At 32.8% G+C, this 20,660-nt stretch carries 8 protein-coding genes; 1 reads left to right on the top strand and 7 read right to left on the bottom strand.

Going from position 1 to position 20,660, the window contains the following annotated elements; genetic code table 4:
- Positions 1-43 precede the first annotated feature (43 nt).
- Positions 44-3,226: an HsdR family type I site-specific deoxyribonuclease gene (locus T329_RS0100075; protein WP_029608416.1), complete on the top strand. Its 3,183-nt coding sequence runs from the start codon at positions 44-46 to the stop codon at positions 3,224-3,226.
- Positions 3,227-3,271: 45 nt separating this feature from the next.
- Here the strand turns inward: T329_RS0100075 and T329_RS0100080 are convergent, their stop codons facing one another.
- The 7 genes from T329_RS0100080 to T329_RS03705 form a co-directional block, all read right to left on the bottom strand.
- A complete protein-coding gene (locus tag T329_RS0100080) occupies positions 3,272-4,192 on the bottom strand; it encodes a site-specific integrase (RefSeq protein WP_029608417.1) in 921 nt (306 codons plus the stop codon).
- A gap of 547 nt (positions 4,193-4,739) precedes the next feature.
- On the bottom strand, positions 4,740-6,089 hold the full coding sequence (locus T329_RS0100085; RefSeq protein ID WP_029608418.1) for an ABC transporter ATP-binding protein: 1,350 nt from the start codon (positions 6,087-6,089) through the stop codon (positions 4,740-4,742).
- Positions 6,076-7,539: an ABC transporter ATP-binding protein gene (locus T329_RS0100090; RefSeq protein WP_036461316.1), complete on the bottom strand. Its 1,464-nt coding sequence runs from the start codon at positions 7,537-7,539 to the stop codon at positions 6,076-6,078. The genes T329_RS0100085 and T329_RS0100090 overlap by 14 nt, the downstream gene beginning before the upstream one ends.
- A 69-nt stretch (positions 7,540-7,608) precedes the next feature.
- Positions 7,609-8,601, bottom strand: coding sequence for an ABC transporter permease (locus tag T329_RS0100095; RefSeq protein ID WP_029608420.1), 993 nt, complete (start codon positions 8,599-8,601; stop codon positions 7,609-7,611).
- Position 8,602: 1 nt separating this feature from the next.
- On the bottom strand, positions 8,603-9,676 hold the full coding sequence (locus T329_RS0100100; protein ID WP_029608421.1) for an ABC transporter permease: 1,074 nt from the start codon (positions 9,674-9,676) through the stop codon (positions 8,603-8,605).
- Positions 9,677-9,684: 8 nt separating this feature from the next.
- Entirely contained in the window at positions 9,685-12,597 is a 2,913-nt protein-coding gene (locus T329_RS0100105; protein WP_029608422.1) for an ABC transporter substrate-binding protein, read from the bottom strand.
- Between the two features lie 10 nt (positions 12,598-12,607).
- The gene (locus T329_RS03705; RefSeq protein ID WP_051630094.1) at positions 12,608-20,533 is read right to left on the bottom strand and encodes a PDxFFG protein; all 7,926 of its coding nucleotides are present in this window, start codon (positions 20,531-20,533) and stop codon (positions 12,608-12,610) included.
- Positions 20,534-20,660: the final 127 nt, after the last annotated feature.

A 20,660-nucleotide genomic window follows, 5' to 3' on the forward strand; every position in this document is an offset into this window, starting at 1 on the left:
ATTAAAAACATGCTTCTAGAGAAGATGTTTGTTTAGGAGTAACATGGAAAATTCAAATTTCAAAAATGAATATGATTTTGGTACTAACATTGTCAATGAATTAATTCGCAAAGGATGAGTGGGTTATTCACAAAAAGAGTGCGATGACGAAAATACTGAATCATTTAGCAAAAATAACAACATTCTTTTACACAATTGCACTGAAGAAGACCTAAAGCAAAACTGAAGAAGGATTATTTTTAATAACAATAAAGATAAGCTTAATGGTGTGGAGCTTAGCGACAATGAATTTGATCAATTATTAGAAATAGTTAATAACATACAAAATACCGCTCAAGCCAATAAATTGATCAATAGTGAACAATGAGAAATTGTTCGTGACCAAAATAGTAAAGACACAAAAAATGCTGGTTCACCAGTATATTTATCAATTTTTAGACGTAAAGACGTAAAAGCTGGCAATAGTGTTTACCAAATTGCTCGTGAAGTTAATCTTTCTAAAAACCCCTCAAGTAATGTTGATCGCAGAGCTGATTTAATGCTTTTAATCAACGGCTTACCAGTAATTTACATTGAATTAAAAAATCAAAACGTGAATTCAGGAATAGATCAAATACGAAACTACACTCAGCAAAATCGTTTTGAAGGATTATTTAAATTATTGCAACTTAGCGTGGTTATGACGCCTAACGATATGGTATTTCAACCCACTGCTAGAGATCACAATAATGTTATTAGAAGTTTATTTTCAAATTGACATAATGTTAAAAATGAAAAAATTTCTAATTGATTAGATGTAATACGCAACTTTTTACAAATTCCGATGGCGCATAGACTAATTTCTGATTTTTCAGTGCCTGATGAGTCTGATGGTAGTTTAAAATTTTTAAGAAGTTATCAGTATCATGCTGTAAACGAGATTGAAAAAAGATTGAAAAAAGAAAACTTTTTCAGTAAAGTTTCTGAAACTAGTCAAAAAGGTGGCTATATCTGGCACACTACTGGTTCTGGTAAAACCTTAACCAGTTTTAAGCTATGTAAGCTAATTCTGGATTGAAATCTAGCCGATACTGTTGTTTTTGTGGTTGATAGAGTTGAACTAGGTTCGCAAAGTCTAACAGAATTTAGTAACTTTAAAGGTGATTCCATCAGTGTCAAACAAGCAAGCAGCACCTATGATTTAATTAGAATGATGAAGTCAAATAATGTTGAAAAATCTATAATTATCAGCTCAATATTTAAACAAGCAAGAATTGATAAAGATAAAGACCTAGATAAAATCAACCAAAAACGTACTGTGTTTATTTTTGATGAGGCGCACAGATCCACTTTTGGCGATATGCACGCAGACATTATTAAAAACTTTAAAAATGCTGTTATTTTTGGTTTTACCGGTACACCTATTACCCCCACAAACAAAAAGAATGATTTAACTACCTCTGATTTATTTGGTCCAGAATTGCACGCATATACAATCAAAAACGCCATCGAGGATGGCAAGGTATTAAGATTTCATACCGAATTTGTGCTTTTTGAAACACTATTTCGTGATGCAATGGGCAAAATGATTGCAAACGGTCATCCTAAAGCATATGTTGAAAATAATCTAGCACATGATTGAACTGATATTGCTAAAAAATTCGTAAGTGAAAATAATCAATATGAAGATATAAATATTGAAATTGAACATAAATTAGATGAGTATGGATATTTTGATAATATTAACTTCAAAAAAGAGGTGGTTAAAAGTATTTTGCGTGATAATAAAACTAACGCAACTGATAGCAACTTTAAATTCAGCAGTATTTTAGCTACCAATTCAATTTCAGATGCTATAACTTATTTTGAATTATTCGAAGAGGAAATAAAACAAAGAAATTTACAAGATACTTTTAAGTTCAGTGCCTTATTTGATTCTAGCTTGGATCGAGAAACTAACGATGAAGACCAATTAGAAAGAAAAGATCAAGCTATAGGTAAAATTTTAAATCAATATAATGCAGATTTTGATGTTAAATTTGATTACAGCAGATTTGATGATTTTAGAACTGATCTTTCATATCGATTAGCACATAAGAAAACACATGTCAACGTTGAAAAACACAAGCAACTTGATTTATTAATCGTAGTTAACCAAATGCTTACTGGTTTTGACTCAAAATATATTAATACCGTTTATTTTGACAAAGACAACAAAATGCAGTATGAAAATCTAATTCAAGCTATGTCAAGAACTAACCGTGTGCTGAATGAACAAAAACCGTTTGGTAAAGTATTTTTCTTCCGTAAACCGCACATAATGAAACGCAATCTTGAAAACGCTTTAAAAATTTACGTACGTGCTAACACTGCTACAGTAGGAGTGGGTAAAGCAAACGATTTTGTGGAAACAATCAATAAAAATAAAAAAATTTTAAATGATATTTTTGAAAATAGATGAGGTATCAAGGATTTTAGTAGCATTAAAACTATTGAACCCGGCATGGGTAATGCTAAAATGATTGAAGAAGAATACAGAAGCGTTAGATCAGCATTTAATGCCTTATATAGAGCTCAAATAGCAGTCAAATTATTAGGTGGCTCACTAGATAATAACCCTGAAGCTGAATATGTTCATGACCCTGTAGATCTAAGCGATTCTGAGTTGCAAGCCTTAAAAGCTCGTTTTATAGATATCCAAAATTACTTTAGTTCTAAGCCAACCATTGAACACAGTGAAAACTGAAAATTAGACCTTGAAGAAGGCGATGGATTCTTTTTTAGTTTTAACTTTGAAATCAACAATAACTATTTAAATGAATTAATAACTACTGGTGAATATGAAAGAGCTTTTGAGTATATTAATACATTCCCAGAAAAAACTCAAAAACGTTTAAATGAAATATTATTCGATATAATGCACAAGAAAATTGAGTTTACTGAAAACGATGACATTTTAGTTATCCTTCAACACAATATCAATTTTGAAACAAAAGCAAGAATTGAAGAGTTTGCCACAAATTATAATCTTGATAGCAATTTATTGAGAAACGTTGTTTATTCAAGTGATGATATTAATAAAAATAACCAGCTAGACAACATTTATCTAAACAATAATTGACTAATAGCTAGAGAATATATTGCTAAAAGCGAAAACAGAAACATCTACAAAATCAATAAGCTAGAAGTAAAATCAAAAATCATGGATTTTATTAATAAAGAAAGAGAAGCACAAAAAAACATATAAGCACAAACAGGCCGTTTGTGCTTATTTTTCGTGGGCTTAATTTATTTAATTTAAACTTGATATTGATCGCATTACCAGATCAATATCTTTATTTTCTAATTCATTAATTACGTGCAAATATACACGCTCGGTTGTATTCATACTTGCATGACCTAAGCGTTTAGCTACTGAAGCTATAGAAACACCAGCATAAAGCAATAGCGATGCGTGCGTATGACGCAATCCGTGCACTGAAATTACTGGCACATTAGCTTGTTTACACCTTCGTTCTAGCACATCATTGATTGTAGAGTTATAGATTTTTTCTTTGAATACAAAGATAGGCTCATCGGTAGGTAGATTTTTAACAAGACCACTGAATTGACTTATTGTCATTCAATCTAGCGGTATTTTACGCACACTAGATTTATTTTTGGTAGGCATAAAACCACCATGTTCTTTATAGTTTCAAGTTTTAGATACATTTAATGTTTGCTTAGAAAAGTCAAAATCATTTGGGGTTATAGCTATAGCTTCTGAAAAGCGAAGCCCTGTTTTAGCTATCAACAAAATAAGTCAATCCATATTGATTTTATCTTCAATTTTGAGTGTTTTGAGTAATAGTTGCAATTCAAATTGACTTAAATATTTGGGTTTTTTCTTCCTTGGGTTTTTACCTTTTATAACAACTTTTCTTGTTGGGTCTGTACTCAAATAGCCATCATCATATGCGTCTAATAAGCAACTTTTTAAGTGGTGATGAAAGTCCATTGTGGTTTGACGTTCATGGTAAATTGCGTATTCATTCAATATTCCTTGGTATGTTATTCTATCTATTTCGCTTACCTTTATGCTAGGGGCGATCTTAATAATTCAATCTAAAGTTAACTCGTATTTTTTAAAACTTACGTTTCTAATTGAACCTTTTTTGTATACATTTATTCAGTTTTGAAAATATTTATAGAATAAGATATCTGATTTTTTCATTGTTTCCTTTCACAGCCCACGGTTGTGTGAAGCAATTATTAAAATAATCTGAAAATCTTTTTAGTTGTGTTTACTTGTGAACATTTATATTAGAGTGTATTGTATTTTTTGTGTAAAGCTATTCTCAACGTCGTTTTTAAATAACCGCAACTAGTTATATAAATATAATCAATTAAGTGATTATTAATGCTTAATTAACCAATGACGATTGAAAGTTAATTAAAGTTACCTTGATATTGTTGTATAAATTTAACCTGAAACGCAAAATTATTATTTAGAAGAAACCATAGACGACAAATGATCCTAATATGAATGTCAAAATGACACCCAAAATGACACCCAAAATGACACCCAAAATGACACCCAAAAATATTGTTCGTTAATAAAATTATTAATCTTGTTTAGTGTAATAGAAAATTAAATTTGCATGATTCAAAAATACTAGCAACGATTGTGTGATAAAGTGGCTATTTAAAAAATTGGATCCTTAAGCACACAACATATAAAATCTGAAAAATTATGAAAAAATGCCACGTGGGCATTTTTATTATTTAATGAATTTAGATTTGTAAGCTTTTGCTTGCGCTAAAAACTCAGGAAATTCTTTATCACTGGCTAAAACAAAGTGTTTAGGTGAAACTTGCTGCCATTTTGGTTGATACTCTTCATCATACTCGTGAGCTTTTGCATCATATGCTTTACCAACAAGTGAGCCTTTTTCCGCTTCAATAGAAGGAACTGCATCCAATAAGCTTTGAGTATAAGGGTGATGAGGGTTATGGATTACTTCTTTGGTTGGTCCAACTTCAAGCAAGGTACCCTTGTTGATTACTGCAATACGATCAGAGATATATTCAACCATACGTAAATCGTGAGCAATAAAGATAATAGTTAAATTATATTTTTCTTTTAACTCTTTGAAAATGTTAATAACTTGTGCTTGAATTGAAACGTCAAGTGCTGAAATAGGTTCATCAGCAATAAGAATTTGAGGCTGCAACACAACCGCACGGCAAATACCAACACGTTGTTGCTGCCCACCTGAAAACTCAAGTGGAAAACGGTTTAAAACAGTTTCGTCAAGTCCAACTTGTTTAAGGATGTCAATAATTAACTTACGTTTGCATTCTTTTTCACTTAAGCTATTTTCTTGGTCTCTAAATTTTTTTCTTGACTCTATAAACTGAGTAATTTCGTCAAATTTATCTTTGTCAATAGTTGAAGATAATTTTGCAACTTTTTGAACTGAATCAACGTTTACAAATTCATATAGTTTATCAAGATTATCTCAGTTGTTTCTTAGATCAGCTCATGGGTCTAAACTTAGAACTAAACTTGGGTCAATAGCTTGTAACTTTTTGTTTAATTCAATGTATGTTTCAACATCAATATTACTCAAGTGTAAATATTTAGAACTTTTTAGGTTAGTTAATCCTTCACCCACAACTGCTTCCACATTTTTAAATGGGTTTAAACTGTTGGTTGGGTCTTGGAAAATCATTTGTACTTTATTAACCATAAAGTTAATGATATCTTTACCTTTTTTGGTTCATTTATTGACTTTTTCACGGTTTTTTGGAATAATGCGATCTAAAATTTTGATTTGACCAAAGCTATGTGGTGTAAGACCAATAATGGCTCTACCGGCTGTTGTTTTACCCGAACCAGATTCACCAACTAAGCCTAAAACTTCACCTTGATAGATGTTTAAATTTAAATCTTTTAAGGCATTAAATGCCTTAGCGCCATAGCCATAAGTTACATCTAGGTTTCTAATTTGAACAATTGCTTCTTTGTTTTCACAATTAAGCATTTCGTTTGTGCCGGGTCTAATTTGACGGTAGATTTTTTTACCGCCGCGAGTAGTTTCAACATAATATTGTTTATTCTGTTGCATTTTTTGCCTCCTCGCTAGCTTGCTCAGCACGCATTTGTTCGACTTGTTCATTGTGTGCATGAATTAGTTTTAAATCATTTTGATAGGTTTGTTCATCAACAAATTTATCATCACCATAAAGCATTTGTAAACGGTTAAAGTATCTTTTTCATAGGTTTTGAATGATTTTTGGTGGTTCGTAGAAAGGAGCAAAATCATCTAAAAGACTTGATTTTGCATAGTGTGTTGGTGAAACAAAGTAAAAATCTGATTCTTCTTCAAGATCTTTAACAAGCGCATAATCATTCCGCACAGCAAATGCATCACCTTTAATGTTGTTTAATGAAGAAGGGACTGCGCCTCTAATCACGTTTAAGCGTTCATCATTGTTGTAATCTGGCATTGATGAAATCAATCCTCAAGTATATGGGTGTTGAGGGTGCATTAGCACTTCTTCACGTGTACCTGATTCGATAATTTGGCCAGCATACATAATGTTAATAAATTCAGCAATCGAAGCAACAACACCTAAATCGTGAGTAATGAAAGCGATTGCAATTTTGAATTTTTGTTGCAGTTCACGAATAATATCAAGTACAAGCGCTTGTACAGTTGGGTCAAGCGCGGTGGTAGGCTCATCCATAACCAATACTTTTGGTTTTAAACTAACAATGGCTGCGATTGCGATACGTTGAATCATACCACCAGAAAGCTCGTGTGGATAAAGCTTCATCACCGCTTCTGGGTTATTAATACGAGTTAATTCAAGATATTTGATTGCTTCTTGATATGCTTCTTTGCGAGTTTTAACAACGCCATTAATTAGCATCCCTTCCATGATTTGGTTTCCTACTTTCATGGTTGGGTCTAATATTGACATTGGGTTTTGGAAAACAGCACTGACAATTCTGCCTCTAAGTTTAGATTTTTCTCAGTTGTATAGGTTAAAGTTGTGAACTTCCAGTCCGTATAATTTAACCTTTCCGGCTTCAATGATGGCGTTATTTCCCGTTAGTCCATATAGTAACGATGTAATAACTGATTTACCTGAACCGGATTCACCAATAATGGCGTGAATTTTGCCTTCGTATATTTTGAAGCTAGGGCCACGTAAAACAAGGTTTTTTTCTTTAGGGTTAGCTGGGTTTTTGAAGGTTAAATAAATATCTTCAACTTCAGCAGCAACTTTTAAATCCTCGCCCAGCACACGTTCAACTTGTGCTGAGGCGATGTATTGATCAAAATCAAAATTTGATTCAGTTTTTTTACCCAGACGGCTTAAACGAGCAATTGAGTGGGCAAAGTTTTTTCAAAAGTCAACGATGCCACGAATGAATGATTTGTTTTTATCTTTTCTAACCTCAAGCAAGTTGAGTGGGTGAGGTTTAGCAAGTTTTTTAATTACGTGTGGATAAAGCTTAGTATAAGGAGCAACATTCAAGTTTTCACCAGTAGGCAAATTGGTTAGCATATTGTGTTCATAGTATTCAATTTTTTGTTGATATGTTAATTTATTTCAATCTTTTTGCATATTTACCTACTATCTTTGACGCAATAATGAGTCTTGAATACTTGCTGAAATTAGCTGAATTGAAGTTGTTAAAATAACTAGCATAGTTGAAGGTAAAAGCACATAGCGTGGATACGCAGTGAACACTTTGGATCCTTCTGAAATTAAATTACCTAAGGTTGGAATATCAATACTTAAACCAATGAAAGCTAGTGATGTTTCACTTAGAATAACACCTGGAATGTGGAAAACAATCTCGGTAACTAGCAATGGAATAACAACTGGTAAGTAGTTGAATAAAATTTTGTATGTTGGTGTTCCTAAAATTCCTGAAGCTGCCACTCATTCAAAACTTTTAGCACGCAACACTTGCGAGCGCATTTGGTTAGCAATACCAGTTCAACTAGTAAAGGTTAAGGCAAAAACCATAACTCAAAACGTTGGCCTAAACACGATTGTGATCACAATTAGAATAATAATTGATGGCACGTTTGAAATAACTTTAATAATGTAAGTCATAATGGTGTCAAAAATTCTAAAGTGACCCATCATAATTCCAATAAATAAACCGACAAAGACTTGAATAATTGCAGTAACCAAAGCTAAGGCTAATGAGTATCTAAGTCCTCATCATAAACGTGCGAATAAATCACGACCTAAAAAGTCTGTACCAAAGATGGCCGAAGGAGTTTCAAAGAAATTTTGGTAACGGTTGTTGATATCCAAAGTTTCTGGATCTTTAGTGAAAAATGGAATAAAGATTGCACTCAAGATTAAAAACAGGAACATCACCATCCCAAATACACCAGCAAAGCTGCGTGAATAACGGTAAAATAGCTCTACTCATTTATTTTTTTGGGCTTTAATGTTGTTTGATTCATGGTATTGAAATAAATTCCCAAGCATTTCTCATTTTTTGTAGTTGAAAGGTTGCAAGAAACGGTTTGGAGCTAGCTCTTCACCGTGTTCATTGTTAGCTGAATAATATTTTTTATTATCGAAGGCTCAATTATATGTTCGCATCCTATCTCCTTCTTCTCACACGTGGGTCAATTGCTTTGTATAAAGCATCACGGCAGGTGTATGAAAGTATTGTAATTAATGAGAATAAAGTAACCATGAATAAAATAATGTTGTAGTCTTTTGAGGTAATGGCGTTTAATAATAATCCACCAGAACCTGTAATAAAGAAGATTTGTTCAACAAACATACTTCCAATGAAGCTACCAAAAATAACTACTGGGAAAAATGTTGCGATTGGGAATAATGAAGGTTTAAGCGCATGTGTTCACACAAAGCGCGATTTTGATAAACCTTTCAAGTAGCAAAACTTAGCATGCTGTGAGTTTAACTCACGGTTTAGCTCTGTACGTATGTACTTGATATACACAATAATAGAACCAAGCGAAAGCGCTAAACCAGGCAGAATATAAGTGGCTAAATCAGTTTCAACATATAGATAAGGAATGCCGAGTGCACGACCTAATAACAATAGCCACAAGGCAAACACTAGGGAAGGAATTGATGAAAACACTGAAACAATAACGGTTGCAATATGATCTGGTAATTTATCGGGGTTCATACCTACATACACACCAACTGGAATCCCAATTAGCAGTGTAATCATGACTGAGAAAATACCAATTAAAAAGGATTTATAAAATCTTATCCACACAAAATCATTGATATCTTGACCAGGGAAAACTGAGTAAGAAATACCAAAGTTTCCTTGCAAGATGTTTTGTAGATAAATAAAGTAACGTTGCACCAGTGGTTTATCTAGTCCATAGGCGGCTTCAGTTGCTTTTTTACTTGCTTCATCTAGACCGCTAGTTAGCGTTGTTGAACCTGGAATTGAGTTGATTAAAAAGAAGGTGATTGTGATAACTATTCACGAAATTGTAATAAATTCAAGAGCAATAATTAAAAAGCGTAGCAATGATTTAACTAAAGGAGATTGAATATTGAAGGCGTGTTGAAGCTTAGTAATTTTAGGCTTAACACGGCCTGCAAAATCAACATATGAAGGTCTTTCAACATAAGCTTTATTGTTGAAATCTAATTCATTTTCATTGAAAAAAGATTGATTTTGACTCATATTTCCTCCTATTTAATAATGGTTGGTAAGCTTGCTACAGGTGGGTTTAATACATCATAAGCATATTGCAGTGCGTATGAGTATAAACTTGATGCACCATTAACTCTTGAAATTTCTCAGTATGTATCCACTTCCATTAGCGGAATAACTGGTGCGGCTTCACGCACTATTTTTTCAAAACCAGCAATTACAGCAAAAGCTATAACTTCGGTTCAACCTTCTTGTCTTTCTTGTTCAGTAAATTGACTTGTTAAAAACTTCATGTGACGTTTGGTGTATTCGTTGATATCTTCATTATTGTGCATTACAGATAAATCAACAATTTTGTTTCAAACATCAGGGCTTTGAGGTTTAGTACCTAAAATTCTTAATCTTTGTTTTAATTCTTCAATGTTGGCACGATCAGCTTCATTTTTGATCACTAAATTATTGTTTTCATCACGTGAATAACCTAGCTGTGTGAAAAAGTCGTGATAGGTTCACGAACCTGAAGGGTTGTTTCTAAATCCAGTTGTTTTTTGTGACTTAGTATCAATACCATCTGGCTTTAAAAACACACGAATATATGAATAAATATCGCTACCAAAGGCATCAAAGTTACGATAAATTAAATCGTATTTACCCGTGGTTCTTCAGTCTTCATACACGTTTTCAGGTAGGTTTTTGATATCAATTTCCACAAAGTCGCCAAAAGCTTTACGCATAAAGTCTTTTAGGGCAACACCGGCATTTTTTTGTTCATCAGTTGAGTTAGAAATCATACGTAAAGTAACTTTATCTAGCTCAGGGTGTTGTTTTTTAAATTCAGCCATAAAGCCACGAGCTACATCTAAATGGAATCCTTTATCGGTACGATCCACCGTTTCAAATTTCATTGATTTAGAAATATGGTCAATGTGAGTGTAGTTTTGTACAGGGATAGGAATTCCTCAATTTTTCTGGTTTGCTTGCGCTTGAGCTTTACGGTAAATGTATTGGTTTAAGTAGTTGTTTTTATCGTTACGGTCAGTTGGGTATGAGCCATATTTTGTATACATGTAGTCATGTTCAAAACCAGCTTCCACAGCATCACCAAAGCTTGATGAAGCTTGACCAAAGGCTGTTCAAGTAATAACAGGGAACGAACTTGATCAACCAACAATGTTTAATAATTCATTACGGTCAATAGCATAGTAAATTGCATTCCGTAAATTAATGTCATTAACTATTGAATCTGAGTTTGTTTCTTGATCCAAGTTGAAAGCGAAAGCAATGGTACCAAAACCATTTGATTTGTTCATAAATCTACGATTTGGTAAGTCTGTTCAGTATTTTCACTGTAAAACTGGTGGAATTCTAGTTGCTGAGATGTAACCATCTTCAAACATTGCTGAGTTGATGTTTGGATCATTAGAGAAATAAATTTTAATTCTGTTGCTAATTGTTTTAGCGGCTGAATAGTATTGGTTGTTTTTGTTTAGTGAAATAAAACCTTGAGGTCCTAAAACTAAATCATCAATATTGAAAGGACCATTGGTTAAAAAGTTTTCTTTTTTTAGTCCAAATTCAGTAATTCCGCCAATACTTTCAACAAAACGACGATTTACTGGCACAACAATTGAGCTAATGTCGCCATAGGTGTTGTTTAAGTTAGTTGGTTGGTAATCATCATAAGCTAAACGCAATGTGTACTCATCAAGTGCTAGCACTCTATTTTTCATATATTTTTTAGGCTGTAAACGTTTTACAAAATCATTATCTAGAGTAGTTTGACCATTTGGCAACAGATTTGAATAAAGCTTATTTACAGCGTTTGTGTACACTTCAGGATTGAATTCATCATATGTGACTGAGCCAAGTTTGTGTTTTAGTTCACGTGATTGACGCAATAGGTTTTTAAACTCATCAGAAGTAGATTGTTTAGGATCTAAGTATAAATATTTACGTACACGTGTAGCAATACGTTGAGGAATGTTTTCTAATTCTTTTTCGCTGTGTTTGTCTAAAGAGTACTCAGGGTTAGGTAGCATTAAAACTGTATCTTCAGCTTCAAAATCAAAGTCTGGTGAGTATGGAATTGAGCTTAGCACAGTTTTATTGTCAACATTTCAATACATTCTACCTGAATAAAAACCTAAATCTAATGCTGTTTTTTTGATTAGTGCAACATCTTCTTCATCACCTTCAACTTGTGAAGCTCAAGGATCATATGTTGGGCTAAACACGTCATATACTCATTCACCATTAACTTTTTTTAGTGGTGGATAAGCAAATGGGTTGTTGTAAGCAACGTTATGTTTTTGAATGTATTTTTGTTGAGCTTCAATCATTTCGCTTGAAGATTTAAATTTACGTTGAAGCATTGTTGTCACTTTTTGTGATCCAGTTTTAAGATCAAAAATGTAGTGCATCGCATCAATATAATCATCAGCTGTTACTAAATCACCATTGCTTCATTTGCTTTGACCTTCATTTAGCAAAACGTTAGTTGACAAGAACTTGTTGCTTGGTGTAACTACTGAGTGTACTGCGTAGTATTCAGTTTGGTCAGTAGCAATATTTCCTGGAGCTGAACCAAAATCATCTAAAGAATAATAGCTGCCTGAGTTGTCAGGGTTTGGGTTATTTTGTAGATACGAATCTAGCGTACCTTCTTCTTCAGTTTGGTAGATTCCTAAATGAATTTTAGGAATATTTGCAATACGTTTAATTGTTTCGTTTGGTCCAGTTTTCAATGGTGTTTCAACTAAAGAAGGCAAAATTTTGTTAACCGAAGGGTATTTAATGTAATTTAAAGAGTTAATTGGATCTGTTGAAAGACCTAAATCATAATCTTTAACATTTTGTCTGTAATCTTGATTTTTTTGGGTACACGAAAGAGCAATAAAAGGAAGGCTTAAGCCAGTTAATGAAAGAGCACATAATTTTAATTTGTTTTTCATATTTTCTCCTTTATTTTGTACCGTTAAACTGTACGCCTACTCTCATTACAGCAACTTTTTCACCATTAATTTCCTTCATGTATACAGCTGTAGGTGCTTGTGAGAAGGTTTTGCTGTTTTCTGAAACACTTTCAAACGTTCCTAGGTCAACATTTAATGCATGTTTACCTTTTTCATCAGCTGCAAAGTAAATTTTGTACTCATGGTTTGGTGTTAGCAATCTATCTGCATAATTTGACATGATTGCATAATCAGATACTCAAGCAGTGAAACCGCGTCCTTGATGTTGACCATTTGAGTCGGTATAGTTATATGGCTCATCTTTTAGCCAGTGTCTTGAAGTTGGATCAGTTTCATTATTGATATGTTGAGTTTTGTAGTAGAACATATTACTTGAGTTTTGTTTGTTGATTTTTAGCGTGAAAATTTCACCTGTTTGTAAATCTTCAAATGCAAGATAGTTAGCTAATTGTGCATCCGAGTTGTTTAAGTAACCAAATAAGGCAACTGCGTCTTTATCAGTGTTTCTTCAAATATTTGTCAAGTTACGTTTACCAACACCTTGAGATTGAATGTAGTATTGTCAGTACGCTTGTGGGCGGTTAGTTACAACATTGCCTTCAAGGTCTTTAATTCTGATTGTGTCATCATGAACAGGTTGACCTTCGTCATCATAAAGTCTAAAGTTCAGCATATCTCTGTATCAACGGTCTTTAAATCAACCGTTATTAATTGACTTAAATTGTCCAAAGTAGTTTGAAGATTTGTTGTTATCAGCTGAGAAGCCATCGTTTGTTGAAAATGTAGAAGGTGAAAACTCACTGCCAAGTTTATCAGCACGGAATTTTTTCTCGTTGTCTAAACGACGTTCAAAGTCAATAATTGTATTTCTTACTGTGCTTCTTGCTTCACCTGTAAAGTTAATTTTTGCATCGTTTCATCTTGCTGTTGGCTCGCCATCAATCACATACTCTAAACCTGTGTTTGCTTCACTTACACCACTAATAAAGCTTGGCAAGTTAGCAAATTGTGAAGTTGAAGGTGAATAAGTAATTTGCAAGTTGTCACGGTTAATAACTTCGGCAAATGAATATGTATAATCTGAGAAGAATTCATTGAATTTACGTTCAGTTTTGGTTTTGAAATATTGTTCAACGTCTTCAGTTGGACGTGATTTTTTGGTAAAGCCTTTAACAAATGAAAGCAGAATGTCAGCCATGCCAAATCTTGATTGTTGGAAGTTATAGTGCAACTGTGTTGAATACATTTGTAATTTGTCATCCATGATTAATTCATCATAAATGGTTAGTTTGTCTAAGCTTACATTGTTGTCTATTGCAAATTTTTCAAAAGTAGCAAGTAGTTCTTTTACACTCACTTCTCAGTTGTTTTTGTCAATTTGTTGATCATTGTTTACTGCTTTAACGTCAACCGATTTGAACATGCCATAACCTAAGTCTTTGTCGAAAATTCACCCGTATCTTAGTTCATTTTCACGATTGGCTTTAATTTGTTCGTTGATTGTGCCTAAGCTTAAATCTTTAACAAACATAGCTAGTTTAGATGAGCTAAATCTTTCCATGATTTCATTAGCTAATGCTTGACGGCTATTGCCAGCTACTAATGCGTTTAAACGCTCTTTTTCTTTGGCGCTAATTCCAGTTGCTGAAATTAATGAAGATTTTAGACCTTTAGCAAATTTATCAATATCAAATTTAGAGCTTACATAGTCTAAGTCTCAGTTTACAACACGATTAATTGGGTCTAATTTGGCTTTTAGAGTGTCAACACTTGCAAATTTTGTGAAGGTTTTGATGTCATTAAAGACAATATCAAAACCAAATTGTCTGTTGCCTGATTGTTCAACAAAGAAGCTATTAAACAATGAATTTTCTGCATCTTTTGGCAATAATGATTCATTAATTTTAATAGATTTCATTTCGTGAAAGGCTGGGAATTGAGCTGAACGTGGGTTTTGATTTACAACTTGTCCGCTTGCATTAACCATCAAGTAAATGTGGTCTTTGATGTTGTGACCAACCATTTTTTTCATGTATTCTGAATATCAAGCTAGCAATGGTCTTTGACGTAATTGATTTAGAATTGAAGGGCTAAAACTATCAGTTAAAAAGCTTTGACGCAATGATTCAGGCAATTTAATGTTAGGTAAATATTGTTCGTTTTCTGATAATCATAGAGATAATTTACCACCAGCAGGAACAGTTGGGTAGGTTTCACCATCAGCTAAATACATCGCGATAATTACATCGGTAAACGTTGATTGAGCTTCTGATTTTTCTTCATAAGGGTTGACAAAGTAATTTTCTTGGAAAATTGCTCTATAACCTTGCGGCTGTTTGTTTTTATCTAAACGATCGTAAATCACTTCACCATTAATTGCGTAGAATTTAGCTAGTGTGTTGTCGCCAACTACACCACCTTTTGATCTATCACGCGCTTGTAGATAGTCTATATAAGGAAGCAGAATAGATTTGTTGTAGTTTTTGTCAGCATCAGTAAACAATTCACTGTAGTTTGGATATGCAATTTGAGTTCTAGGCTCAAGAGTTGTATCAGTTGTTGCAAAATCTCAACCATTGATAATGTAATCTTCAACAATTAAAGCTCTAATTGTGCTAATTGCTTGTTGAATTTTTTCGTTTACATAGTCAATAGTGATGTTGTTGTGTTTATCGTCTTCTTGATAGTATGGGTTAACTTCTAGATCATTTGAACTTAAATCAATACCAGTAGGCACATTAATAATTGGACTTCCGTCAGCATTATGAACTAAAACTTTATCAATTCTAGTAAATCTGCCTCTTGCGTCTCTTTCACCTTCAACAATAATTGGTACAATGTGGCCATCACGTTGTTCAAAGTTAATAAATTTGCCTTGACCATCTTTCAATACGCCTTGAAGCATATCTAAAGCAGCTTTTTTGAACACGTATTTGCCGTTTTCGTCTTTAACCATGTATTTTACAGGGTATTGTTCATCTGAGTATTTTGTTGGGTTAAGTGTACCTGAGTTTTGATCTAATGTGTTCATTAATCAAAGGTCAAACACTTCCAATCATTTTTTATCTTGCTCGTTGTCAATGCCGTTTTCTTTTCTACGTTCATTCGTAGCTTCAACTAAGCCTTTGTATGTTTGTAAGAAACGACGCTTGCTGTTTTCCATTGCTTTACGCAAACTTTCATCACCCACAGCGTGACCTCAAACATCAGCAGCGTTTTCAACAGTGGTTTTATCAATAACAATTTTATCGCCAACTTTACGAGCTAAATCATATAGCAAGTATTCACCTTCATTATTTTCTGAAACAACGTTAGGTTGGTTTAATAGTGGTGAAGAGTTTAAGCCTAAGTGTGTACGTGCTTTTAAGTATAAATCTAGCACTTCACGTGAGTAGTAGTTGTTAATATTTGGTGTAGAACCAGGAACAAGGGCAGAACCAAATAAAGGTTTTTGACCTTTGTTGCCTAAATCTTGTGCTGAGTTTAGAGTAATGTGGTGACCATATTCGTGAGCAGCAACAAATTTTAAAAAGTCTACCGATAAACCTTTGTAGTTTGGATTACTCATCATAATTAATGATCATAAACCAATACGTGAATCGGGTCTAAATCCTAGATATTCGCCATCTTCAATTTTGTATTCAAATTCACCTTTTTCATTGACTTTTTTGACTAAATGTTCACCTTTTAATCATTCACCAGCTCATGGAACTTTGCTCAATAATTCGTCAGTAAAACCATCGTATGCTTCAACAAACAAGCTGTATGTAGTTATAGTTTTAGATTTACCGTTTTCATCAGTAACAATTTTGCTGCCTTCTTCTTTAATAGCTGAAGGTTGAATAATAGTTTTATAACCCGCGGCATCAAGCATATCTTTAAATTGTTGCAATGCATGCGGATTAGATTTGCGATCAATATTTGCGTCAATAAAGAATTTTAGATAGTTGGTATTTTTGTATTTTTCAATAGTTGTACCAGCAGCAGATTTTTCTTTTAGTACAAAGTTTAATTTTGTGCCAGTTTTGCTTACATTACTTAGTTGCATTTCAAAAATATTGTTTTTTGTAAATTGCACTAATTCAGCGCTATCGCTTGTTTTGATAATACCTTGTTTTGTTAGTTTTTCAATTAAAGCAAGTTTTGAAGTGGCAACGATTAATTGGTTAGTATTATTTAGCTCTTTACCTTCTGATTCATTGATTGATTTGTGGACAAATTTGTCTAAAACATCAACATTTTTGATTTTTTCGGCATATTTTTTAGCTTCGTCAAAGGCGCTATAGTATTCATCGTTTACTAATTTAAATTTATTGGCGTTAGCAAATAAAATTTCAGTTTCATTTTTTTGACGAGTGATAAATCCTTTTAAGTGGTCTTCGTATCTTAGTGAAATTTGAATGTATCTGTTTAAATCTGAGTTAAATTTAGCGATTTGGTCGCTATATTGTTGAGCTAATTGAGGGTTTTGATCTTCAACATCATAAGCGTCTTCTTCATTGAAGTCATCACGTTCAAATGCTTGTGTTAATGGTTCTAAGTTAGCTAGTTTTTCGAATTGTTCAGCATTACCAAAACTAGTTTCTGCTAGCTCAGTGTAATATTTTGCATAGTTTTTAGCTTCGATTAATTCCGCTTGTTTTTTGGCTACTAATTCAGCATTTTCACCTAATTCAGCAATTTCGGTCAATAAATCTTCAGCTTTATCGTTGTATTTTGATGCTTGATCTTGGTTTCATTCATTTATTTGAATTCTTAAAGAAACAATTGGGTTGAATAAGTTAGCTATAAATTTACGTCCTTGGTTTTCGCGATTTCCTTGAGCGTCCATTTCTCAATAAATTCTGTGTTTTAAAACGTTAAAGTAAGCAGTAGCTAATTCTGGTAAATTATCTAATTCGTATTGGCTTGATAACTGTTTTACATAGCTTAATGTATCTTTAAGTCTAGTTGTAATTTCTATAACTTCTTTGTTATCAACAGCTAGATCTGTGTTAAATTCTTCAATTTTTTTGGTTGAATATTCAAATAATTTTTGAATATCGTTTGCATATCTAGGATCAGTTAAATCAGCCGTTTTAATTACATTGATAATTTCAATCATTTTTTGATCAAATAAAGCGTGTTTTGAAGCTCTATATTGTTCAAATTCTGTATCAATGCTTGCATAAATTTCTGTAACTTTTGAGTAAATTTCATACATTTCTGCAATAACTTTAGCAACTTTGTATTTGTAATCATTTACTTCTTGTTGAGCTTGTTTTGACAACGCATCAGTATCATTCATGATTGCATCAAAAGTATCTCATTCAGCTGAGATTTCACTATCTTGAAGAATTAACTTTTTAATATCGTTGTAGTAAAGTTTTTCATTACTTTCTTCGTTTTGAGCAGTAGCAAAAGTTTTTAGTGTAGCAACTCTAATTAATAAGTTAACGTTAGTTTGGTGTTTTTCACCCAATTTTTCTAATTCCTCAGTTAATTTACTGTATTTTTCAATTAAAGTTTCAAGTTTTGCTTGAGCTAATTTATCTTCAATTGCTTGAGCTTTTTGGGATAGATCTGCATCATTATTGAATGAATTTGCTAGCTCAGTAACTGAGTTTTGAACTTTTTTAAGTTCTGCGTTTAATGCTTCATCACCCGCTGTGAATTCTTCACTTATTTTGTTGATATTAGGAGCATATACAAAGAAGCTTTTTTGTTCTTGCGAAGCTGAATCTCCTTGTGAACGAATAAAGCCATCTAGGTTTGCATATTCACGTCAGTTGATTTGCGTTGTTTTAATTAAATCAGCTAATTCGTCAAGTGCTATTAATTGTGTAGGTAAATACGCAATATCGTTAGAGTATAAAACAATATTGTCTGATTCTGGTTTTAGTTTTGCATAGTTGTCGCCAGATAAAATTTCATTGTATCAGGTGTAGTAAGGTCTAGTTTTAACGATGTATTTACGTAGTTCAAGTAAATAATCAGCTTTTGCCTGTACAGTACTAAATTCCTCAGTAAAGTTGTTGTATTTTGAAGCACCTAACTCGTTGTGTAGTCTATATAGGCCGATAATTGTGTCTACCTGTGTTGATGCAACATTTACAGATTTAAGTAATGCTAGTAGATCTGAGTGGTTTTTTGCTTCGTTTAGTGATGTTTTTTCAGCATGTAAAGCTTTTATTTTATTTCCAGCAGCTTCAACTTGTTCATCTGTAGAAATTTTTGAAGTATATTCATCAATACTTTTTTGAGCTGAAACAATTGCCCCTTGATATTCAAAAATTTCTAACTCAATTGCTTCTTTAGCTTGTTGTAGCTTGAATAATTCATATTGTTTAGTTTCTTTAGCATCTGCATCTTGTTCAGCATCAATTTCAGCTTGTTTAGATTTAATTTCTTGAGCATTTGAAGCTAATTGCGAATTAAGTTGTTGAACTTTAGCTTGACTTTTACCCATATCTTCGCGATATAGTCTAATAGCTTCATTGTATTTTTCACCACGGTTTTGGATAATTGTATTTTGAGCAATAACTTCTTGTTCAATTTCTTTTAAACGATCAATAACTGCAATGTGTTTTTTGAATTTTTCCAGTTTTGCTTCAGTGAATAAAACATTGTCTTTAATTCATTTCTCATATAAAGAAGCAACATCGGTTGCTAGGTTGATAAACATACGTTTTGAGTGATCAAAGCCTTGCTCGATGCTTTCTACATTTTCTGATTTTTCAAATGTGTCGTTTTTGTTATATTCGGCATTGTCAATTGCGTCAAAAAGAACAAAACTTTTGCCGTCTTCAAAAATTAGTTTTAAGTATTTATCGCCAGCACCTTCTTTTAGAGCAAGTTGGTTTTGTAAAAAGTCAGCATCAACAATTGTTTTTTCTTCAAATACAAATGAATCGTGATTTTGCAGTGAGTTTGATTTGTCTGAACCTTTGTATTGTGCAAGGTATTTTTCAAATTTTTCCCTTGCTTTTGCTTCGTTTTCAGCATTGATGATGCTAATGTAATCTGAATTAATTTTTAGTCTGGTTTTTTCAATTAAACTGTATGCATCACTAGCTATGTTTTGAGGCAATTCACCTTTAACCGCAAACACTTTTTTGCCTATAACACTTCTTTTATCTGCTAGCGTTCTAAACGCATGACTACGTAATGTATCTATTGATGTGTTCGTGAATGTGTTGTAAATTGCTATAGAGTCTAAAAAGTCGTTTAGCTCTTTTGATGTTAGAAGTTTTTTGTTAATACGATATAGTAAAGAATCACTAGCGTTACCTTGACCGCTTAGTGTACTGTGTAATGGAATTGAACCAAAAAAGGCATCAGGGAAGAACTTAATGGTTGTATATTCTTTGTCTTGGTTAGAGTGTGATCCAAGTGTAATGTTGTTACCTTTTAATTCAACACCCTTAACAATTGAGAACTCTTTTAAAGTGATAATTTCAGGACCTCATGAAACATTTTGCATAAATCATTGAGTAAAGTTGAAAAAGTCTTTAGCGCTTACTGCCTCAATGTATTCGTTGTAAAAATCAAAAGATCCATATCTAATGTTTAAAAATGGCAATGATTTGTTTTCTTCGTAGTAAGACTTCAAGAATACATCGTAATCGATTCAAGTATCGTTAAATTTAACTTCACCATTTTCACCTCTAGTTGGATCAAATTCAGCAATAGAGTGAGCTTTATCTGAGTCAACAAAAGACATTTTTGGTGTTGCCTTAGGATCTAAAAATTCATTCTTTAAGTACTTCGCACTAGTCCCTTTTTCCAATGTTGGATTATTTGAATTATATTTAAAAATACCTATGGTTGTAGCGGCTGCAAGAGCAACAACTCCAAAAGAAATTAGGTATTTTGGTCAAACCATGGTTCTTCAATTAAAACGTTTTTTAGGATTTTGATTTTGTTTGTTTTCCATAATTCCTCGCAATAACAATATTAATATTTTAATTCTATCATAATTCCATTTTTTTGAGTATATTTACGTGTATTTTTGTGTAATAACACTCAAAAATTCAATAAAAAACACGAATAATGCATATCCG

Origin of the sequence: Mycoplasma simbae ATCC 49888 (genome assembly GCF_000702705.1) — a bacterium.
GTDB classification, from domain to species: domain Bacteria; phylum Bacillota_I; class Bacilli_A; order Mycoplasmatales; family Metamycoplasmataceae; genus Mycoplasmopsis; species Mycoplasmopsis simbae.